This window comes from Gryllotalpicola ginsengisoli DSM 22003 (assembly GCF_000419445.1).
Lineage (GTDB): Bacteria > Actinomycetota > Actinomycetes > Actinomycetales > Microbacteriaceae > Gryllotalpicola > Gryllotalpicola ginsengisoli.
Map to the genome: position 1 here is coordinate 186,160 of NZ_AULK01000005.1, position 18,076 is coordinate 204,235.

General features: G+C 72.0%; 20 protein-coding genes. 6 read left to right on the forward strand and 14 right to left on the reverse strand.

Features of this window, described 5'->3' with window-relative positions:
* The first annotated feature begins 8 nt into the window (after nucleotides 1-8).
* Nucleotides 9-1,280 (forward strand): RNA polymerase sigma factor, encoded by a 1,272-nt coding sequence (locus tag H563_RS16275; RefSeq protein WP_022882634.1) that lies wholly within the window; start codon nucleotides 9-11, stop codon nucleotides 1,278-1,280.
* A 265-nt stretch (nucleotides 1,281-1,545) separates the two neighbouring features.
* Here H563_RS16275 and H563_RS0110870 read toward each other — a convergent pair whose 3' ends face one another.
* The 3 genes from H563_RS0110870 to groES all read right to left on the reverse strand — a co-directional run bounded on the left by H563_RS0110870 (nucleotide 1,546) and on the right by groES (nucleotide 4,202).
* Entirely contained in the window at nucleotides 1,546-2,805 is a 1,260-nt protein-coding gene (locus H563_RS0110870; protein WP_022882635.1) for an ABC transporter substrate-binding protein, read from the reverse strand.
* A gap of 111 nt (nucleotides 2,806-2,916) precedes the next feature.
* The gene (gene rarD / locus H563_RS0110875) at nucleotides 2,917-3,846 is read right to left on the reverse strand and encodes an EamA family transporter RarD (protein ID WP_022882636.1); all 930 of its coding nucleotides are present in this window, start codon (nucleotides 3,844-3,846) and stop codon (nucleotides 2,917-2,919) included.
* Nucleotides 3,847-3,905: 59 nt separating this feature from the next.
* The gene (gene groES, locus H563_RS0110880) at nucleotides 3,906-4,202 is read right to left on the reverse strand and encodes a co-chaperone GroES (RefSeq protein WP_022882637.1); all 297 of its coding nucleotides are present in this window, start codon (nucleotides 4,200-4,202) and stop codon (nucleotides 3,906-3,908) included.
* Nucleotides 4,203-4,339: 137 nt separating this feature from the next.
* Here groES and H563_RS0110885 point away from each other — a divergent pair, with 137 nt between their 5' ends.
* On the forward strand, nucleotides 4,340-5,536 hold the full coding sequence (locus tag H563_RS0110885) for a THUMP-like domain-containing protein (protein WP_027479352.1): 1,197 nt from the start codon (nucleotides 4,340-4,342) through the stop codon (nucleotides 5,534-5,536).
* A gap of 57 nt (nucleotides 5,537-5,593) precedes the next feature.
* On the opposite strand, the gene H563_RS17445 is transcribed toward H563_RS0110885, so the two are convergent.
* The 4 genes from H563_RS17445 to tsaB form a co-directional block, all read right to left on the reverse strand.
* On the reverse strand, nucleotides 5,594-6,481 hold the full coding sequence (locus H563_RS17445) for a DUF4190 domain-containing protein (protein WP_022882639.1): 888 nt from the start codon (nucleotides 6,479-6,481) through the stop codon (nucleotides 5,594-5,596).
* Nucleotides 6,482-6,582: 101 nt separating this feature from the next.
* Nucleotides 6,583-7,650 (reverse strand): tRNA (adenosine(37)-N6)-threonylcarbamoyltransferase complex transferase subunit TsaD, encoded by a 1,068-nt coding sequence (gene tsaD / locus H563_RS0110895; protein WP_027479353.1) that lies wholly within the window; start codon nucleotides 7,648-7,650, stop codon nucleotides 6,583-6,585.
* Nucleotides 7,647-8,303: a ribosomal protein S18-alanine N-acetyltransferase gene (rimI, locus tag H563_RS16285; RefSeq protein ID WP_245556842.1), complete on the reverse strand. Its 657-nt coding sequence runs from the start codon at nucleotides 8,301-8,303 to the stop codon at nucleotides 7,647-7,649. Before rimI ends, tsaD begins: the two co-directional genes overlap by 4 nt.
* On the reverse strand, nucleotides 8,300-8,920 hold the full coding sequence (gene tsaB, locus H563_RS0110905; RefSeq protein ID WP_022882640.1) for a tRNA (adenosine(37)-N6)-threonylcarbamoyltransferase complex dimerization subunit type 1 TsaB: 621 nt from the start codon (nucleotides 8,918-8,920) through the stop codon (nucleotides 8,300-8,302). Before tsaB ends, rimI begins: the two co-directional genes overlap by 4 nt.
* Nucleotides 8,921-9,010: 90 nt before the next feature.
* Here tsaB and H563_RS0110910 point away from each other — a divergent pair, with 90 nt between their 5' ends.
* The 3 genes from H563_RS0110910 to H563_RS0110920 are packed head-to-tail and all read left to right on the forward strand — an operon-like array spanning nucleotide 9,011 to nucleotide 11,294.
* Nucleotides 9,011-9,781, forward strand: coding sequence for a LamB/YcsF family protein (locus H563_RS0110910; RefSeq protein ID WP_022882641.1), 771 nt, complete (start codon nucleotides 9,011-9,013; stop codon nucleotides 9,779-9,781).
* Nucleotides 9,778-10,398, forward strand: a complete 621-nt coding sequence (locus H563_RS0110915) for a 5-oxoprolinase subunit B family protein (RefSeq protein WP_245556843.1) — start codon at nucleotides 9,778-9,780, stop codon at nucleotides 10,396-10,398. Before H563_RS0110910 ends, H563_RS0110915 begins: the two co-directional genes overlap by 4 nt.
* Nucleotides 10,398-11,294 (forward strand): 5-oxoprolinase subunit C family protein, encoded by an 897-nt coding sequence (locus H563_RS0110920; RefSeq protein ID WP_022882643.1) that lies wholly within the window; start codon nucleotides 10,398-10,400, stop codon nucleotides 11,292-11,294. The genes H563_RS0110915 and H563_RS0110920 overlap by 1 nt, the downstream gene beginning before the upstream one ends.
* A gap of 21 nt (nucleotides 11,295-11,315) precedes the next feature.
* Here H563_RS0110920 and H563_RS0110925 read toward each other — a convergent pair whose 3' ends face one another.
* Genes H563_RS0110925 through H563_RS0110935 form a run of 3 tightly spaced genes read right to left on the reverse strand, consistent with a single transcriptional unit; the run spans nucleotide 11,316 to nucleotide 14,042 of the window.
* Complete coding sequence (locus tag H563_RS0110925; protein ID WP_022882644.1) at nucleotides 11,316-12,359, reverse strand: DUF2891 family protein; 1,044 nt, start codon at nucleotides 12,357-12,359, stop codon at nucleotides 11,316-11,318.
* Nucleotides 12,346-13,314, reverse strand: coding sequence for a DUF979 domain-containing protein (locus H563_RS0110930; protein ID WP_022882645.1), 969 nt, complete (start codon nucleotides 13,312-13,314; stop codon nucleotides 12,346-12,348). The genes H563_RS0110925 and H563_RS0110930 overlap by 14 nt, the downstream gene beginning before the upstream one ends.
* Nucleotides 13,311-14,042, reverse strand: a complete 732-nt coding sequence (locus H563_RS0110935; RefSeq protein ID WP_245556844.1) for a DUF969 domain-containing protein — start codon at nucleotides 14,040-14,042, stop codon at nucleotides 13,311-13,313. The genes H563_RS0110930 and H563_RS0110935 overlap by 4 nt, the downstream gene beginning before the upstream one ends.
* Nucleotides 14,043-14,150: 108 nt before the next feature.
* On the opposite strand from H563_RS0110935, the gene H563_RS16290 reads away from it, so the two are divergent.
* The gene (locus tag H563_RS16290) at nucleotides 14,151-14,783 is read left to right on the forward strand and encodes a GntR family transcriptional regulator (RefSeq protein WP_022882647.1); all 633 of its coding nucleotides are present in this window, start codon (nucleotides 14,151-14,153) and stop codon (nucleotides 14,781-14,783) included.
* A gap of 2 nt (nucleotides 14,784-14,785) precedes the next feature.
* Here H563_RS16290 and H563_RS0110945 read toward each other — a convergent pair whose 3' ends face one another.
* From H563_RS0110945 to tsaE, 4 genes are all read right to left on the reverse strand, one after another.
* Nucleotides 14,786-15,808, reverse strand: coding sequence for a DUF2891 family protein (locus H563_RS0110945; protein ID WP_022882648.1), 1,023 nt, complete (start codon nucleotides 15,806-15,808; stop codon nucleotides 14,786-14,788).
* Complete coding sequence (locus H563_RS0110950) at nucleotides 15,805-17,109, reverse strand: alpha/beta fold hydrolase (RefSeq protein ID WP_022882649.1); 1,305 nt, start codon at nucleotides 17,107-17,109, stop codon at nucleotides 15,805-15,807. The genes H563_RS0110945 and H563_RS0110950 overlap by 4 nt, the downstream gene beginning before the upstream one ends.
* Nucleotides 17,106-17,339 (reverse strand): hypothetical protein, encoded by a 234-nt coding sequence (locus H563_RS17950; protein ID WP_155865183.1) that lies wholly within the window; start codon nucleotides 17,337-17,339, stop codon nucleotides 17,106-17,108. Before H563_RS17950 ends, H563_RS0110950 begins: the two co-directional genes overlap by 4 nt.
* Before the next feature lie 276 nt (nucleotides 17,340-17,615).
* Nucleotides 17,616-18,050, reverse strand: coding sequence for a tRNA (adenosine(37)-N6)-threonylcarbamoyltransferase complex ATPase subunit type 1 TsaE (gene tsaE, locus H563_RS16295; RefSeq protein WP_051142736.1), 435 nt, complete (start codon nucleotides 18,048-18,050; stop codon nucleotides 17,616-17,618).
* Between the last annotated feature and the right edge of the window lie 26 nt (nucleotides 18,051-18,076).

An 18,076-nucleotide genomic window follows, 5' to 3' on the forward strand; every position in this document is an offset into this window, starting at 1 on the left:
GCAGAACCATGGGCACGGATGCCGCGGCCGGCGCCTCCTCGCATCCGGGAGCCCGCCGCGCCGAGGCCGAGGCGGCGGTCGCCCGCGCCCACGCCTCGGAGTGGACCTTCGTGCTCGCCGCCGCGGCGCGGGTGGCCGGCGACCTCGACGCGGCCGAGGATTGCGTGCAGGACGCCTACGCCCAGGCGCTCGTGCACTGGGCGCGGGACGGGGTGCCGGCCCGGCCCGGCGCCTGGCTGACCACGGTCGCCACGCGTCGGGCGCTCGAGCTGCATCGGCGCGCGGCCACCCTCGCCCGCAAGCTGCCGCTGCTCGTGCCCGACCCCGTCGACGAGCTGCCCGAGGCGTACGAGTTCCCCGACGAGCGGCTGCGGCTCGTGTTCACCTGCTGCCATCCCGCGCTCGCGCTCGAGGCGCAGGTCGCGCTGACGCTCCGCTTCGTCTGCGGGCTCAGCACGGCCGAGGTCGCCCGCGCCTTCCTCGTCAAGGAGGCGACGATGCAGGCGCGGCTCACCCGGGCGAAGAAGAAGATCGCCGAGACGCGCATCCCCTACCGGGTTCCCGACGCCGCCGAGCTGCCCGAGCGGCTCGCCGCCGTGCTCGAGGTGGTGCATCTGGTCTACACGAGCGGGCACACCGCCGCCGCGGGCGCCGGGCTGACCCGGCTCGACCTCGCCGAGCGAGGCATCGCCCTGGCGCGGATGCTGCGGGCGCTGCTTCCCCGCGACCCCGATGTGGCGGGGCTGCTCGCCCTCACCCTGCTCACCGAGGCCCGCCGCGCCGCCCGCACCGACGCCGACGGCCGTCTCGTGCTGCTCGAAGACCAGGATCGCGCGCTGTGGAACCATGAGCTCATCGCCGCCGGGCAGCAGCTCGTCGAGCAGGCGCTGCGCACCCCGCCCGCCGGGCGCTACACGCTGATGGCGGCCATCGCGGCGCTGCACGACGAGGCGCCGAGCTGGACCGAGACCGACTGGCCGCAGATCCTCGCCCTCTACGACCTGCTGCTGCGGCGCTGGCCGTCGACGGTCGTGGCGCTGAATCGAGCCGTCGCGGTGAGCTTCGTCGAAGGACCCGCCGAGGCGCTCGCGCTCGTCGACGGGCTCGCCGAAGACCCCTCCCTCGCCACCTACCCGTACCTCGCCGCGACCCGCGCCGACCTGCTGCGCCGACTCGGCGAGACGGATGCCGCCGCGGCGGCCTACGAGGAGGCGCTGCTGCTGACCGCCAACGAGGTCGAGGCGCAGTTCCTCTCCGCGAGGCTCGCCGACCTGCGCTGACGGTGCACCGAGGCGACCCGCGATGGGCTTCTGGGGCGCCGAAACGCCATCACGCGTCGCCTCGGCGGGGGTGTGGAACGCGAAGGGGCCCCGCCTTCCGGCGGGGCCCCAGCGCGGTGCGACCCTTCGAGACGCGCTACGCGCTCCTCAGGGACCACCCTTCGAGACGCGCTGACGCGCTCCTCAGGGACCGCCCTTCGAGACGCGCTACGCGCTCCTCAGGGACCGCCCTTCGAGACGCGCTGACGCGCTCCTCAGGGAGCGCCTAGTTCTTGGTCAGGTCGCCGAACTCCGCCGACTCGAACGTGTTCGAGTTGTCCTTGTTGTACTTGTAGATGGAGATGTAGGCCTGGCCGGGGTCGCCGTTGTCCTGGAAGGAGATGGGACCCGACAGACCCTGGTAGTGGATCGACTTGCCGTCCTTGATCAGGTCGGCGCAGGCGGAGAAGGTCTTGCAGTCGGTGTCACCCGAGGTGATGGACTGCAGGTTGTCCTTCAACGTCGTGCCGTCGGTCGCCCCGCCCTTCAGCGCCGCCAGGGCCATCACCACGACCCCGTCGTACGTCTCCGGGGCGTACGACCACGCCTGCAGCTCCTTGGCGCCGTCCTTCTTGGCCTGGGCCTGCAGACGCTTCTTGAAGTCGTCGGTCGCCTGGTTGCCCGGGTTGGTGAACTGGGCGCCCTCGATCGAGACGTCCTTGTACGTCGGGTCGATGACGCCGAAGTTGCCGTCGGAGCCGTAGAAGTTCTTGAAGTCGAAGCCGGCGGTCTCGAGCAGCGGCGCGATCTTCTTGATCTGGTCGAAGGTGATCGCGACGAGCGCGTCGGGGTTCGGCGCCAGCACCGTGTTCACCTCGGAGGAGAAGTCGCTCGCGTTCGGGTCGAAGGCCGTGTACGAGGCGACCGTGACGCCCTGCGCCTCGAGCGAGGCCTTCACGTTCTTGGCGAGACCGGAGCCGTAGGAGTCGTTCTGGTACAGGATCGACACGTTCGTGTGCCCGTCCTTCGCGACCTTCTCGCCGAGCACCTTGCCCTGGAGCACGTCGGAGGGCGCGTCGCGCCAGAAGTATCCGTTGTCGTCGTCGCTGGACAGGTCGGGCGAGGTGTTCGCCGGCGAGAACAGCAGGGTCTTCGCGCTGGTGACCTGCTTGAGCACCGTCAGCGTCACGGACGACGACTCGGCGCCGAGGATCGCGGTGTTGCCCGCCGCCAGCAGCGAGGTCACCGACTGGGTGGCGATGTTGGTGCTCGTGTCACCCGAGTCCTTCTGGGTGATGTCGATCTTGATGCCCTTGTTCGCCTTGTTGATGTCGGCCACGGCGAGGTTGGACGCCTCGATCGCGGGCGGGCCGAGCGTGGCGAGGGTGCCGGTCTGCGGCAGGATGGTGCCCAGCTTGAGCGTCAGATCGCCCGACTTGTCGCCGCCAGAGGACGACGAGGTCGAGCATCCGCTCAGTGCGAGGGCAGCCGCACCGAGGACGGCGATGGCGCCGACGGTCAGGCGGAGAGAGCGCTTCGTGCTCATGCTGCTCCTTTGAGAGGAATGTGTGCGTGTGTGCGTGCCGAACGAGGGCGGGATCGCCCTGGTTGGTACCGCACGCTATGCCGTCAATGGCTTTGTTGTGAATCCTGGGTGTTACGGCCGTGTAACACGTCGGGCGCCGGGGCGGCGCGTGGTCGCGATGAGATCCGCGACGAGCAGCAGGAGCGCCGCCCACACCAGGGCGAAGCCGACCCAGCGCTCCGGCTGCATCCGCTCGTGCAGCAGGACGACGCCGACGAGGAACTGCAGGATCGGCGTCAGGTACTGGATCAGGCCCAGGTCGACGAGCGGCAGCCGCCTGGCCGCGGCCGCGTACAGGAGCAGGGGCACGGCGGTGACCACCCCGGCCGCCATCAGCAGCAGGGCGTGACCGGCACCGTGCGCGGCGAAGGTCACGCCGCCCGAGGCGCCCGAGACGCCCAGCACGATCAGCTCGACGGCGGCCACCGGCGAGAGCCACGCGGTCTCCAGCGCCAGTCCCGAGAGCGCGCCGATCGAGCGGCCGACCCGGTTCTTCACCAGCCCGTACAAGCCGAACGAGAACGCGAGCGTGAGCGCGATCCACGGGAAGCGGCCGTAGGCGAAGGTGAGCACGCCGATCGCGACGATGCTGATTCCGACGGCCACCCACTGCAGCACCCGCAGCCGCTCGCGCAGCACGATGACGCCGAGGAACACCGTCACCACAGGGTTGATGAAGTAGCCGAGGGCGGCTTCGACGACGTGGCCGCTCAGCGTGGCGAAGATGTAGACGGTCCAGTTGATGAAGATGAGCAGCCCTGCGGCGCCCATGGTGAACACGAGGCGCGGACTGCGTCGGGCGGCGCCCAGCGTGCGCCATCCGTGCGTCGCGGTCAGCGCGATCGCGCAGAACACGAGCGAGAACAGGATGCGCCAGGCCACCACCTCGACCGCGCCCGCCGGCGCGAGCAGCAGGAAGTAGACCGGCAGCAGCCCCCACAGCAGGTAGGCGAGGACACCGTGGATCAGGCCGCTGCGGTGCGCGGTGTCATGGTCGGGCACCCGTTAAACACTAGGGGCCCGAGCCGACCGGCCCGGACCCCTGTGGCGTCTGTGCGTTACTAGCGCTCCACGACCGCGAGCACGTCGCGGGCCGAGAGGACCAGGAACTCGTCGCTGCCGAACTTGACCTCGGTGCCGCCGTAGCGCGAGTAGATGACGCGGTCGCCGACTGCGACGTCGAGCGGCACGCGGTTGCCGTTGTCGTCGATGCGACCGGGGCCGACGGCGACGACCTCGCCCTCCTGCGGCTTCTCCTTCGCGGTGTCGGGGATCACGAGACCCGACGCGGTGGTCGTCTCTGCCTCGACCTGCTTGATGACGATGCGATCCTCGAGCGGCTTGATGGAGACCGACACGGTAGACCTCTTTCTTGTACGGTGTACTCAAGACATGGGTTAGCACACTCGGAGTGAGAGTGCTAAGCCCGAGTCTAGGACCGACGCTGGCACTCCTGCAAGGTGAGTGCCAAAACGACGAGCGAGGTGATGATCGGATGCTTCGCGCCGAACTCATCGAACTGCTCAGTCCCGAGGGGCTGCGTCTGCTCGACAGCCTGCCGCCGTACGAGTCGCGCCGTGACGTGGTGCAGCTGGTCGCCGAGCTGCGCGCCCAGGGCCACTCCCCCTCGCTCGTGGCGGCCGTGCTCACCCAGGCGAAGCTGCGGGGGAAGGCCGGCGGCCCGGCCGGGAAGTTCGGCGACTTCGCCTCGCGCATGCTGTTCACCGAGGCCGGCCTCGAGCAGGCCACGCGGCTGAACGTCGCCGCCCGGCATGCGGCCCGGTACCGCGACGCGGGCGTCGAGACCGTGGCCGATCTCGGCTGCGGCATCGGCGGCGACGCGATGGCGCTCGCCGCCCTCGGGCTGCGGGTGACGGCCGTCGACCGCGACGAGGTGACGGCGGCGATCGCCTCCTACAATCTCGCGCCGTTCGACGACGCGGTCGTGGAGCACGGCGACGCCGAGGACTTCGACATCTCGCGGGTCGACGCGCTGTGGCTCGACCCGGCCCGCCGCACCGCCGGTCACTCCGACACCCGCCGGCTGCGCTCCACCGACGACTGGTCGCCGTCGCTGGACTGGATCTTCAACGCCGCGAGCCGCATGCCGGTCGGGGTCAAGCTCGGGCCCGCCTTTGACCGCGACCTGATCCCCGGCTCGGCCGAGGCGCAGTGGGTCTCCGTCGGCGGCCAGGTCGTCGAGCTCGGGCTGTGGTTCGGGCCGCTCGCCCGCCCCGGCGTCACCCGCGCCGCCCTGCTGCTCGGCACCGGCGGTGCGCACGAGTTGACCGCCGCCGCCGACGCGCCCGACGAGCCGGCAGGCGCACTCGGCGACTACCTCTACGAGCCCGACGGCGCCGTGATCCGCGCCCGGCTGATCGGCGACCTCGCGCGCTCGCTCGGCGGCCGCATGATCGGCGACGGCATCGCCTACCTCACCGCCGACGCGCCGCACCCGACCCCGTTCGCGCAGGGCTTCCGCATCGTCGACGAGCTGCCCTACGCCGAGAAGCAACTCAGGCAGGCGCTGCGCGCCCGCGGCATCGGCGCGCTCGAGATCAAGAAGCGCGGCGTCGACGTCGACCCCGCGAAGCTGCGCACCCGGCTCGCCCTGAAGGGCGACACGGCGGCCACGCTGATCCTCACCCGGGTCGCGGGGCGGCACACCGCGCTGCTCGCCGAGCGCCTGTGAGCGCACAGACGGATGCCCCAGGCGCCGGCCCGGGGCATCCGATCGCCGCGTCGCGGGTCAGGAGGAGTAGGAGTACGAGCTGCTGGTGCACTCGCCGGGGTTGCTCGAGCAGTACGCGCTGACGGCGGCCACGATCAGGATGACGACGATGATGCCGACCACGATCAGCCCGACGCCCAGCCACAGGCCCCACAGCGCCATGCCGCGGCCCTTCTCGCCGGTGCGCTTGATCTGCCCGAGCGAGAGAGCGCCTGTGATGATGCCGACGATCGGGCCGATGAACAGGAAGCCGATGAAGTTCGACAGGGTGGCGATCAGCGAGACGATGGCCAGCACGTTGGTGCGCGGGCCGTTATGCGGCGGGCCGTACGGGGACGGGCCGCCGGGAGCGCCGTAGCCCGGTGCGCCGTAGCCAGGCGCACCGTAGCCAGGCGTGCCGTAGCCGGGGGCGCCGTAGCCCGGAGGCGGAGGGGCCGAGGTCTGCGGGCCGCCGGGGGCGCCGTAGCCGGCGCCGGGCGGCGGAGGCGGCGGCGCGTCGGACGACGGCGCGCCGGCCTGCGGCTGCGATTCCCCGGGGCGGTACGCGCCCGGCTCGCCCGAGGGCGGGGTCGCCGCGGAGTACGACGGCGGGCCGGGCGGCGTCGGTGCCGACGGCGGCTCGTAGCCGGGCGGGGCGGGCGGGGCCGGCGGCTCGGGCGGCATCGGCGGCCCCGGAGGCGTCGGCGGGTCGAACGGGGCGGGCGGCTCGAACGGCGGCAGCGGCTCCTCGGGCGTCGGCGGTGCGGGCGGCTGCGGCTCCTCGGGGGTGGGCGTCGGCTCGGGCTCGCCCGGCGTGGTGGGCTCGGGGGCGGGGCCGGGGGTGGTGGGCTCGGGCGGTGTCACCGGGACGTCCGGCCCGGGTTCGCCGGGCTCGACGGGATCGGTCGGTTTGCGCGGATCGGACATCGGTCCCCCTTCTCTGCAGCGCGCGGGAGCACGCCGCGGTCCCGCCCATCGTCCCAGCCCGTTCGGAAGGGTGTCAACGAGCCGCGCCCGCCGCGGAAATGTCAGGCGACCTGGATATCCGTCACGGGCAGAGTCGAGTCCGCGCCGAAGCGGAGCGAGGAGGGCCCGTGCCCGGCCATGATCAGCTGCGCGGCGAGCGCCGCGATCATCGCGCCGTTGTCGGTGCACAGAGACAGGGCGGGGATGCGCAGCTCGATGCCCGCCGCCGCGCAGCGCTCCGTGGCGACCTCGCGCAGACGGCGGTTCGCGACCACGCCGCCGCCGAGCAGCAGCCGGGGCACGCCGCGGTCGCGGCAGGCGTTCACGGCCTTGCTGACGAGCACGTCGACCACGGCCTCGCGGAACGAGGCGGCGACGTCGGCGACGGGCACCGGCTGCGAGGCATCCGCTCTCTGCTCGACCCAGCGGGCGACGGCGGTCTTGAGCCCCGAGAAGGAGAAGTCGTAGCGGTGCCGTTCCAGATCCTTGGGCAGGCTGAGCCCGCGCGGGAAGCGGATCGCGGCCGGGTCGCCGCCCTCGGCGGCCTTGTCGATCTGCGGGCCGCCCGGGTAGGGCAGGCCGAGGATCCGCGCGACTTTGTCGAACGCCTCGCCCGCCGCGTCGTCGATCGTCTCGCCGAGCAGCTCGACGTCGGCGGTCAGGTCGCGCACGTGCAAGAGGCTCGTGTGGCCGCCCGAGACGAGCAGGGCGATGGTGGGCAGTTCGATCGGATGCCCCGGGCCGCCGGCCGCATCGAGCACGTCGGCTCCGACGTGGCCGACGAGGTGGTTCACCGCGTAGAGCGGTTTGCCGAGCGAGACGGCGAGCGCCTTGGCGGCGCCGACGCCGACCATCAGGGCTCCGGCGAGGCCCGGGCCGCTGGTCACGGCGACGGCGTCGAGGTCGGCGAGCTCGACCTGCGCCTCGGCGAGCGCCGCCTCGAGGGTCGGCCCCATCGCCTCGAGGTGGGCACGGGCGGCGACCTCGGGCACGACGCCGCCGTAGCGGGCGTGCTCGTCCATGCTGCTGGCGATGGTGTTGGCGAGCAGGCGGGTGCCGCGCACGATGCCGACCCCGGTCTCGTCGCAGCTGGTCTCGATGCCGAGCACGAGCGGCGCGTCGCGGTTCACGGCTGGTCTCCATTCGCCGGCTGCGCCGTCGAGTCGACCGCCGTACCCCCGCCGGCCGACTCGGCCGCAGGCTCCCCGCCGGCCGACTCGGCCGCAGGTCCGCCCCCGCTGGTCGACTCGGCCGCAGGCCCACCCCCGCTGGTCGACTCGGCCGCAGGCCGATTGGAGGCCAGGGGCAACTGCATGACGATCGCATCCACGTCGTCCGGCTGGTAGTACCCCTTGCGGATGCCGATGTCGGTGTACCCGAGCGAGTGGTACAGCTGCTGCGCCCGGTCGTTGTCGACCCGCACGTCGAGGAACACGTCTCGCACCCCGCGGCGCTGCGCCTCCGCGTGCAGCTGGTTCATCAGCTCACGCCCCATGCCGACTCCGCGCACGTCGGGGGCGAGGGCGATGGTCTGCACGTCGGCGTCCTTCGAGCCGGGCAGCGCGAGCAGCCCGGCGTATCCGCGCACCACGACGGGGTCGTCCACCGGCACGACGGCGAGGTACCAGGTGTGGGGGCTCGCGAGCTCCTGCCGCCACAGCTCGGGCGACCACGCGTCGTTCACGAAGATCTGCCGCTCGAGCTGGGCGATCTGCTCGAGGTCGGCCATGCCGGCGCGGCGCATGGTCCACCCGCCGAGCACCGGGAACTCGAGGTCGCTCACGCGGTCACCCGCTTCGGGCCTGCGGACAGGGTGACGTCGGGCGAGCGCAGGTAGAGCGCCTCGTCGGCGGCGAACGGCCGCCCGTTCGCCCAGGTCAGCTCGGCGAGCAGGCCGAGCGCGGCGGCCGAGACGGATGCCGCCTCCCGCCGCTCCACGTCGACGTGGGGCAGCTCGTCGGGCGCGGCCAGCCCGGGCCCGCTCGCGCGGGTCGGGAGTCCGGCGTCGTCGGCGCCCGCGTAGTGCGACCAGTACAGCTCGCGGCGCCGCGCATCCGTGAGCACGAGCAGCGGTCCGGTGTGCCCGCCGCGGTAGGCGTCGAACGCGATCGCGTCGTGGCTGACCAGCCCCACGACCGGCTTCCGGGCGCCGAGCGCGAAGGCGCGGGCTGCGGCGATGCCGACGCGCAGACCGGTGAACGGGCCGGGCCCCATGCCCGCGGCGACGGCGCTCAGCGCCCCGACCGCGACCCCGGATTCCTCGAGCGCTTCGGCGATCAAGCTGCCGATCACCTCGGCGTGCCGGCGGTGGTCGTCGACCGACTTCTCGGCGATGACGCCCCGGTCGAGGTCGACCACGGCGACCGACGACCCGGCCGAGGTGTCGATCGCGAGCAACATGCCTCCAGGCTACCGGGGCCGCGCAGAGGAGACTGGTGCGGGGTGCACCGAGGCGGCTACATTGTTCAACAATCTCGAAAGGAGGCCCGCGTGACCGCGATCGACCTCAACGCCGACCTCGGCGAAGGCTTCGGCGCGTGGTCCATGGGAGACGACGAGGCGCTGCTCGAGACGGTCACGAGCGCGAACGTCGCCTGCGGCTTCCACGCCGGCGACCCGCAGATCATGCTCGCATGCTGCCGCTCGGCGGCCGCGCGCGGGGTCTCCATCGGCGCACACGTGGCATACCGCGATCTGCATGGCTTCGGCCGCCGGGCGATCCCCGTGGACCCGGACGAGTTGTACGCCGACGTCGTCTACCAGCTCGGGGCGCTGCGAGCGGCCGCGCACACCGCGAACACGCGTGTGCGCTACGTGAAACCGCACGGCGCCCTCTATAACGTCGCGATCCGGGATGCGCTCCAGGCAGAAGCCGTCGCCGCCGCCTGCGCGGACGTGGATCCGCAGCTCGCAGTGCTCGCCTTGCCGGGTTCCCAACTGCATCTCTCGGCCCAGGCGCACGGGCTCACCGCGGTGGCCGAGAGCTACGCCGACCGCGCGTTCGGTCCGGACGGCACGCTCGTGCCGCGATCGCAGCCGGGCAGCGTGCTGCATGACCCCGATGAGATCGCTGCCCGCGTCGTGCGACTCGTCACGGAGCACCGGGTGACCGCGATCGACGGCACAGAGCTCGAGTTGGTGCCGCAGTCGGTGTGCGTTCATGGCGACACTCCCGGCGCCGCGCAGATCGCCCGCAGCGTCCGATCCGCCCTGCTGCAGGCGGGGGTCCGGCTTGAGCCCTTTGCCGCGGAAGCATGGTGAGCACACCCCGTTTCCTGCCCGCCGGAGAGCGAGCCGTGCTGGCCGAATTCGCTGATCTCGCCGGTGTCATGGCGCAGCGCGCCGCGCTCGCCGCCGAACCGATCCCGGGCGTGACCGAGACGGTCACCGGTGCACGCACCCTTCTCCTGCGCTTCGACGCCACGACGGATGCCGCCGCCGTCGCCCGCGCGCTGCGCGAACTGCCGCCCGTCGCGCCGCCGGATTCGGAGGCCGACGTGATCGAGGTCCCCGTCGTCTACGACGGGGAGGACCTCGAAGCCGTCGGCGCCATGACCGGCCTCGGCGCCGACGGAGTCGTCCGCGAGCACACTGCACGCCTGTGGCGCAGCGCCTTCTGCGGCTTCGCGCCCGGGTTCAGCTATTTGACCTCAGACGGCGCCTCGCTCGAAATCCCGCGGCGGCCCACGCCGCGCGTCGCGGTGCCGGCCGGCGCGGTCGCCCTCGCGGGAGAGTTCAGCGCCGTCTATCCCCGCACCTCCCCCGGCGGCTGGCAACTCATCGGCCGCACCGAGATGGCGATGTGGGATCTCGAGCGCGACCCGGCGGCTCTGCTGCCACCCGGAACGCCGGTGCGCTTCGTGGCGGTCGAGGCCTGATGGCGGTGCTCGCGGTCGAGGGCGTGGGATGGCAGGCCCTCGTCGAGGACGCCGGACGGCCCGGCTTCGCCGATGTCGGACTCGGGTCCGCCGGTTATGCCGACACCGCCTCGGCCGATCTCGCCAACCGACTGGTCGGCAACCGGCACGGGTCGGCGCTCGTCGAGGCCCTGTTCGGAGGCTTGGCGGTTCGTGCGCGAGGTGCTGCGCTCGTGGCCGCGACCGGCGCGCCCTGCCCGGTGCTCGTGCGGGGCGAAGACGGGCGGATGCGCGGCGCGGCGATGTACGAGGTCATCGACTTGCGCGACGGCGACCGTCTGGAGCTCGGCTCCCCGTCCGTCGGGCTGCGCAGCTACCTCGCCGTCCGCGGCGGCATCGACGTGGAGCCGGTCCTGGGCAGCCGCTCCCGCGACACGCTGGCAGGCGTCGGCCCGGCACCGCTGGCACCGGGCGATCTTCTGCCCATCGGCGGGAACGACGCCGAATGGCCGTCCGTCGACGCCGTGCCCTGGCCCGGGTGGACGTCCGGCGGCGAGGTGGTGCTCGACGCCGTGCGCGGCCCGCGCGACGACTGGTTCGAGCCGGCCGCGATGGCGTGGCTCGGCGCGGGCACGTTCACCGTCAGCAGCCAGGCCGACCGCATCGGCGTGCGCCTGACCTCGGCTCAGCCGCTCACCCGCCGCGAGCGCGGCGAACTCCCGAGCGAGGGCGCCGAACTCGGCTCGGTCCAGGTTCCCCCCGACGGACACCCGATCCTGTTCCTCGCCGACCACCCCGTCACCGGGGGCTATCCGGTCGCCGCGGTGCTGACGAGGGCGTCCATCGCGCGTGCCGCTCAACTCGTGCCGGGCCAGCAGGTCCGCCTGCGGCTGCTGCCTGCGCCGCCGCTTCCGTGAGCCGGCGCGCCCGTTCCGGGATCAGATTCCGTGTCGCTCGATCGCGGACACCGCGTCCCACGCGAAGGTCGCCAGCCAGTGCGAGGAGAAGTACTCGTCCGAGACGGATGCCTCGAGCGCTGCGGGCAGCAATGCCGGCACCGCCGCGCGCAACAGGGCGGCGAGGTGCTCCGAGCCGGTCTCGGCGAGCGCCGAGGCGATCTTGACAGCGGCCGACGCGCGCGACAGGTCGAGTCCGTAGAGATGCGACTGCTGCGGGTCGCCCGGATCCAGGACAGTGGCCGGCCTGAGCACCGCACTGTCCGGCTCGAGCAGCCCGAAGAAGCCTGCGGCCCACTCCGCGAACTCGCCGTCGGGAAGCACCTCACGCATCAGCAGCGCTTCCTCCAGCCCGGGCGAAAGGAAGTCCTGGCCGCTGCGCTCATAGTGGAACGGCCAGTCCCGGTCCGCGCCGTACCAACGCCGCGCTGCGCGCGCGCACTCCTCGGCAAGCCTCTCGTCGCCGAGTTCGAAAGCCGCGGCGCGCAGGTGACGGATGCCGAAGGCGCTGTTGGCGTGAACGCCGTGCCGCACCGGCTCGGGCACTCCGGTGAGCCATCCGATCGCCAATTCGCCGATCGTGGCGGCCAGCTCGGCCAGCGCCGGGTCGAGCGAGCGGATGCGCACGTCGTCGGCGCGTCGCACGGCGGCGATGAACTCGAGCGCCCAGGCCCAGCCGTACGGGCGCTCGTAGTGCGGGTTGTCGCGCAGGTAGGCCGCTTCGATCGCCGCATTGCCCTCGGTCACGGTGACGGCGAGACGCGAGTGCAGCCGCTGCGCCGTCTCGCCCCGGGTGCCGGTGTCGAGCAACTGGACCGCGAGCCAGTGCATGTGCGCACTGGAATGCCAGTCGAACGATGAGCCGAAGATCGGGTGCCGCACTCGCGCGGGAACAAGGTCGTCATCGCTGCGGTCGAGGTGCTGGGCGGCGTAGGGATACGGCCGCGTGATGTTCTCGAGAGCGACCTCGGCGAAGCGGGGGGCCCATGCGAGGCGGTCGATGCGGAAGGCGTCAGAAGGCGACAAAGTACATCAGTCCGATGTTCACGACGAGCATGATCGCCGCCGTCGGCAGCTGGGCCTTGATGGCGCTGTAGCGGTTGCGCATCTCGAGCAGCGCGGCGGGCACGAGGTTGAAGTTCGCCGCCATGGGAGTGGTGAGGGTGCCGCAGAAGCCGGCGAGCATGCCGATCGAGAACACGGCGGCCGGATTGCCATGGAAAACATGGACCAGCACGGGCCAGCCGACCGCCGCGGTCATGATGGGGAAGGCCGCGAACGCGTTGCCCATGATCACGGTGAACACGGCCATTCCCACGCAGTAGACGAGCACCGCCGCGATCAGCGAGCCGTCGGGAAGCATCTTCTTCGTGATGTCGCCGACCGCCGTGCCGACGCCCGCCTCGGTGAAGAGCGAGCCGAGCGTCGACAGCATCTGCGGCAGCAGGGCCGCCCATCCGATGGCCTCGAGCAGCCTTCCGCCCTCGCGCACGGGGGTGGCCAGCGACGGGGGCTTCAGGATCAGCACTCCGACGGCGGTCGCCACGATCGCACTCACTCCGAGTCCCGTCAGGGTCGCGGTGCCGTCCGCCAGCAGCGGTGAGCCCCCGATCTTCACCATCGGCCCCACCAGTGCCACCAGCACCGTCACCGCGGGGATCACCAGAGCGGGGATGAAGAGCCGGTTGCCGAAGCGCGCCGCCGAGACCTCTCGTTCCTCGGCACTGGTCGTGCGCTCGACCGCCTTGCCGGTGAAACCGAACCCGGCGAGCACGACCATGAGCAGCACAGCGATGCCGAGGATCCACGCCGGCGCCTGGCCCGACACGACGAAGGTGCCGTAGAAGAAGCTCAGGCCGAGCACGCCCCAGAAGGCGCCGTTCCCGAGACGCCGCGCATGCGTGCGGTCGCCGAGGATCAGGACCGAGACGGCGACGAAGAACGCGCCGATGAGCCAGTAGAGCCACTCCGCGGTGATCATGCCGCCGCCTCCGAGGCCGACGCCGTTCCGAGCGGGGCGCTGCGGAGCATCCGATCGAGCTTGCGGTCCAGCAGCAGCAGCCGAGTGCCGTGCACGAGCAGTGCCGCGATGCCCGTCGGCAGAGCCCAGAGCGCGAGTTCGAGCGGTTCGAGCGTCAGGTGGTACGTCGTGTCGACGAACCCGGTGATCAGCAGGATCGAGCCCACCGCGACGAAGATGTCCTCTCCGAAGAAGACGCCGACGGTGTCGGCGGAGGCCGAGAACCCCTTGAGCATCTCGATGGCCTTCTCGCTGAGCGTGCCGTACTTCCGTTCGGCAGCTCCGACCACCATCGGGTAGATCAGCGGGCGTACCGCCTGCGCGTACCCGCCGATGGTGGTGAGGCCCACCGCCGCCGTCGCCTGGCGGATCGCCTGGTAGAGGGCGAGGATGCGCCCGGCGGTGAGCTTGTCGAGCTTGCCGATCAGCCGCGCGGCTTGAGCCTGCAGTCCGTAGCGCTCGATCAGACCGATGACCGGCAAGACGACGGCGAACGTCGTGACGGACCGGCTGTTGGCGAAACCGGTGCCGAACGCGTTGAGGATCTCGAGCGGGCCGATTCCGCCGATGACGGCGGTGACGATGCCGGAGACGGTCACCACCAACAGGGCGTTGAGGCGCAGGGCGAAGCCGATCACGACCAGCGCGACGCCGATGAGCACGAACATGGGCTCTCCAGAGAGGGTCAAGGGGAGGAGGTTGTTGAACAAGCTAGGGCAGATTGTTCAACAATCCGAGCCCGTCTGTGGTGGTTTTACACGCCGTTTACACGTCACGTCCCGTGGAAGGATGAGGGCATGAGCACGCGGGGTCCCGGCGCCGAGCACGCGGCCGCGAGTCTGCGCAGCAGAATCATCGACGGCGAACTGCGCCCGGGCACGCAGCTGTCGGAAGAACACCTGAGCGTCTCGCTGGGGGTTTCGCGGAACACGCTGCGGGAGGCGTTCCGGCTGCTGGCCCACGATCGCCTTGTCGAGCACCGCTTCAACCGCGGCGTGTTCGTGCGCGAGCTTTCCGCCGAAGACGTGGCCGACGTCTTCGCGGTGCGCCGCATCGTTCAACTCGCGGCGGTTCAGGCGACGTCGCCCGATGACCCCGCCCTTCGCGATGCGCGACAAGCGTGCGCCGATGCTCGCGCGGCGGCCGCGCGCGGGGCCTGGCTCGAGGTCGGCAGCGCGAACATGCGGTTCCACACCGCCCTGGCTTCCACCCTGCACAGTGAGCGGATGGAGACGCTGATCCGCTCGTTGATGGCCGAACTCCGGCTCGCGTTCCACGCCATGGATGACGATCTGCGCCAGTTCCACGAGCCGTACATCGCGCGGAACGAGGCGCTGCTCGAGTTGCTGGAGAGCGGCGACCGGCGCAGGGCGGCTGACGCGCTACGCACCTACCTCGACTCCGCCGAGCGGCAGCTGCGCGGCCGCTGAACTCACCCCGGCAGCTGCTCGAGCGCGTCCCACGCGAAGGTCGCCAGCCAGTGCGACGACATGAACTCCTCCGAGACGGCGGCCTCGAGGGCCGCCGGAAGCAGGGCGGGGGCGGCGTGCTCGAGCCATCCGATCAGCTCGTCCTGCCCGCCCGCGGCCCGCAGCGCACGCGCGACGCGTGACGCGGCCGCCGAGGTCGACAGCCCGAGACCGTACAGGTGCACCTGCTGCCCGTCGCTCGGGTCGAGCACGGTGGCGGGCGTGAGCACGGATGCTTCGCCCGAGAGCCGCCCGAAGAACCCGGAGGCCCACGCGCCGAACTCGTCGGGCGGCAGCACCGCCGCCATCAGATCGGCCTCGGCGAAGCCGGGCGAGAGGAAGTCCTGCCCGCTGCGTTCGTACTCGAACGGCCAGTCCCGGTCCTCGCCGAACCAGCGCCGCGCGGCCGCCTCGATCGCCTGCGCCGCGTCGTCGCGCCCGAGCTCGCGGGCGGCGCCGAGCGCGAGGCGCATGCCGAAGGCCGAGTTCCCGTGCACGCCGTGCCGCACGGGCTCGGGCGCGGCGGCGAGCCATCCGATCACGCGCTCCACGAGCACGTCGGTCAGGGGCGCGAACCCGGGCGCGAGGGCGGCGACCACGGGAACGTCGGAGCCGGCCGCCGACGCGGCGAGCGCGAGCGCCCAGCCCCACCCGTAGGGGCGCTCGAACAGCGGATGCGCGCGCAGGTAGTCCGCCTCGACGGCCAGGTTCTCGGCCGTGAGCGCCGCCTGCAGCGCCCCGGCGAGCCGGTCGGCAGCGGGGAACGCGACCCCGAACTCGAGCAGCCGGGTGCCGAGCCAGGTCATGTGGACGCACGAGTGCCAGTCGTACGAGGTGGCGAACGCCGGGTGCAGCTCGACGGGCAGAGGCCGGTCGTCGGGGCCGGCCGTGGTGTGGTGCGCGGCGTACGGGTACGGCCGCGACAGGTTGTCGAGCACGACCCGGGCGAAGGCGTCGGCGTGGGCGCGTTGCAGCTCCTCGCTCATCGCAGGGCGCCGCCGTCCGCCTCGAGCAGCGCGTGCAGCCGGGCGAACACGTCGCCGTTGCGCAGCCCGTCGTGCTCGAACTCGTTGGTCACCCAGGGGTGCAGATTGCCGACCGCCTGCGCCGTCTCGAGCTGCAGCCCCGAGTCGACGTACATGTCGTCGAAGTACACGGCGGCGTAGACGGGCACCTCGTTGGCGGCGAGCCGCGCCGTGTCGTACAGCGTCGACCAGCTCTCGCGCTCGTGCAGCGCGTGCGCCGCCGCCTCGAAGGGCTTGAGCGACCGCAGCTCGGCGAACTGCCAGGGGTAGATCATCTCGCCGGTCAGCAGCAGCGGCCGCGCGCTCTCCGCGAAGGCGGGCAGCTCGTCTCGCACCCGCTGCGCCGCCCATGCGGTCGGGCCGGCGTCGGGGCCGCTGGCGTAGATCGCCTCCTGCAGCACGGCGTAGAGCGGGTTGGTGGCGAAATCGGTCGCGGCGGCGACCTGGGCGAGGAATCCGTCGTCGAGCTCCTCGCCCTTCCAGTCGAAGGCCTCGTCGACGAGCCAGTGCACCTGCTCGTAGCCGGGGTGCTTCATGCCGAAGCCCATGCCGAGGGTCTGGAAGCGGCGCACGGTGAGCACGTCGCCGTCGGGCAGCGTGACGGGCGAGGCGGCGAGCCGGTCGGCGATGCGCTCGATCGCCGCCACGTCGTGCGGGTACCGGCGCCGGTACTCGGCGTTCTTCGCCTCGACCCGCGGGTAGGTGCGCCGGTAGACGAGCTCCGCGTCGGGCCGGGTGACGGAGGCGAGCCCACCGGTGACGAGGCACGCGGCGAGCCCCTCAGGGGCGAGCGACAGGTAGCTCAGGGTGAGGAATCCGCCGTAGCTCTGCCCGAGGGTGGTCCACCGCTTCCCGCCGAAGACGTGCTCGCGCAGGTGCTCGGCGTCGCGCACGATCTGATCGGCGCGGAAGTGGGCGAGGTACTCGGCGGCCTCCACCGCGGTGCCGAAGCGCCCGATCGTGCGCGCGTCGACGCGGGTGCTGCGGCCGGTGCCGCGCTGGTCGAGCAGCACGACGCGGTAGTTCTTCAGCGCCTCGGCGATCCAGCCCGAGGCCGTGACCGGCCTGGGCCCTTTGCCGCCGGGGCCGCCCTGCAGGAACAGCAGGCACGGCAGGTCCTCATGGCGCTTGGTCGGCGTGACGAGCTCGCGCGCGAAGACCGTGATCGTGCCGGCGTCCGGGTGATTCCAGTCGAGGGGTACGGATGCCTCGTGCTCGCGCACGTGCAGCCCCGGGATCGTGTACTCGGCCGTGACGGTCATGCGCTCAGGTCCTCCCAGATGAAGTGCGTGGGTGGTGCCGGTTTCCCAGTCGCGGCGCCGGATCGCCCGGGTCTGACCCTCGAAGCGGCGGATGGTGGGAGACCGGTCGCACGGGCCTGCGCCTCCGTCGGACGCGGCCGCACGTGGAACGGCCAGCCGCTGCTGGTGGGGAAGGCGATGATCGCGCCGTCACGCCCGACCTCGACCGGGGTGAGCGCGATGGAAGCCATGCCCCGATGCTACTGACGCCGCACCCTCGCCGATTCGTCACTTTCTGCCGCCTGTGGCCGCCGACCGAGCATCTTCCGACGAGTCGGCATGGCTCGCTTCCGCCACTCGTCGCTCTTGCACTCCCCGCTGCCGCGGGGCAACCATTATCGACGAGTCGATTCTGGGAGTGTCCGGCCCGGCTCTTGCAGTGGCCTGGGTTCGTCACATTGTGCTCCGGCGATCCGGGCGGCAAGCCGTTTGCGACGAATCGCCGGAGCGGGCACGCCCGGCCGCCCTCACGCCCAGCGCGGGCCGTGCGGGGTGATGGTCACGGTGCGGGGCTCCTCCGGGGCATCCGCCGGGTCGAAGTCGTCACCGGCGCCCTCGGGCCGCGCGATGACGACGTCGAGCCACGAGTCAGACTCGGCCTCGATCAGCCCGTGCCCCCACTCGGCGACGACCACCGACCGCTCGTAGTCGATGTCGAGGTCGTCGAGCTCGACCGCGTCGCGCAGCCGGTACGCGTCGACGTGCACGAGGTCGGGACCGCCCACGAGCGACGGATGCGTGCGCGCCAGCACGAACGTCGGCGACGTGATCGGCCCGCGCACCCCGAGCGCCTCGCCGATGCCGCGCGTCAGGGTGGTCTTGCCAGCGCCGAGCGGACCGGTCAGCACGACCAGATCGCCGGCCCGCAGCGTCGCACCGAGCTCGCGCCCGAGCGCCTCCATCTCGGCCGTGCCCCCGACGACGCGCT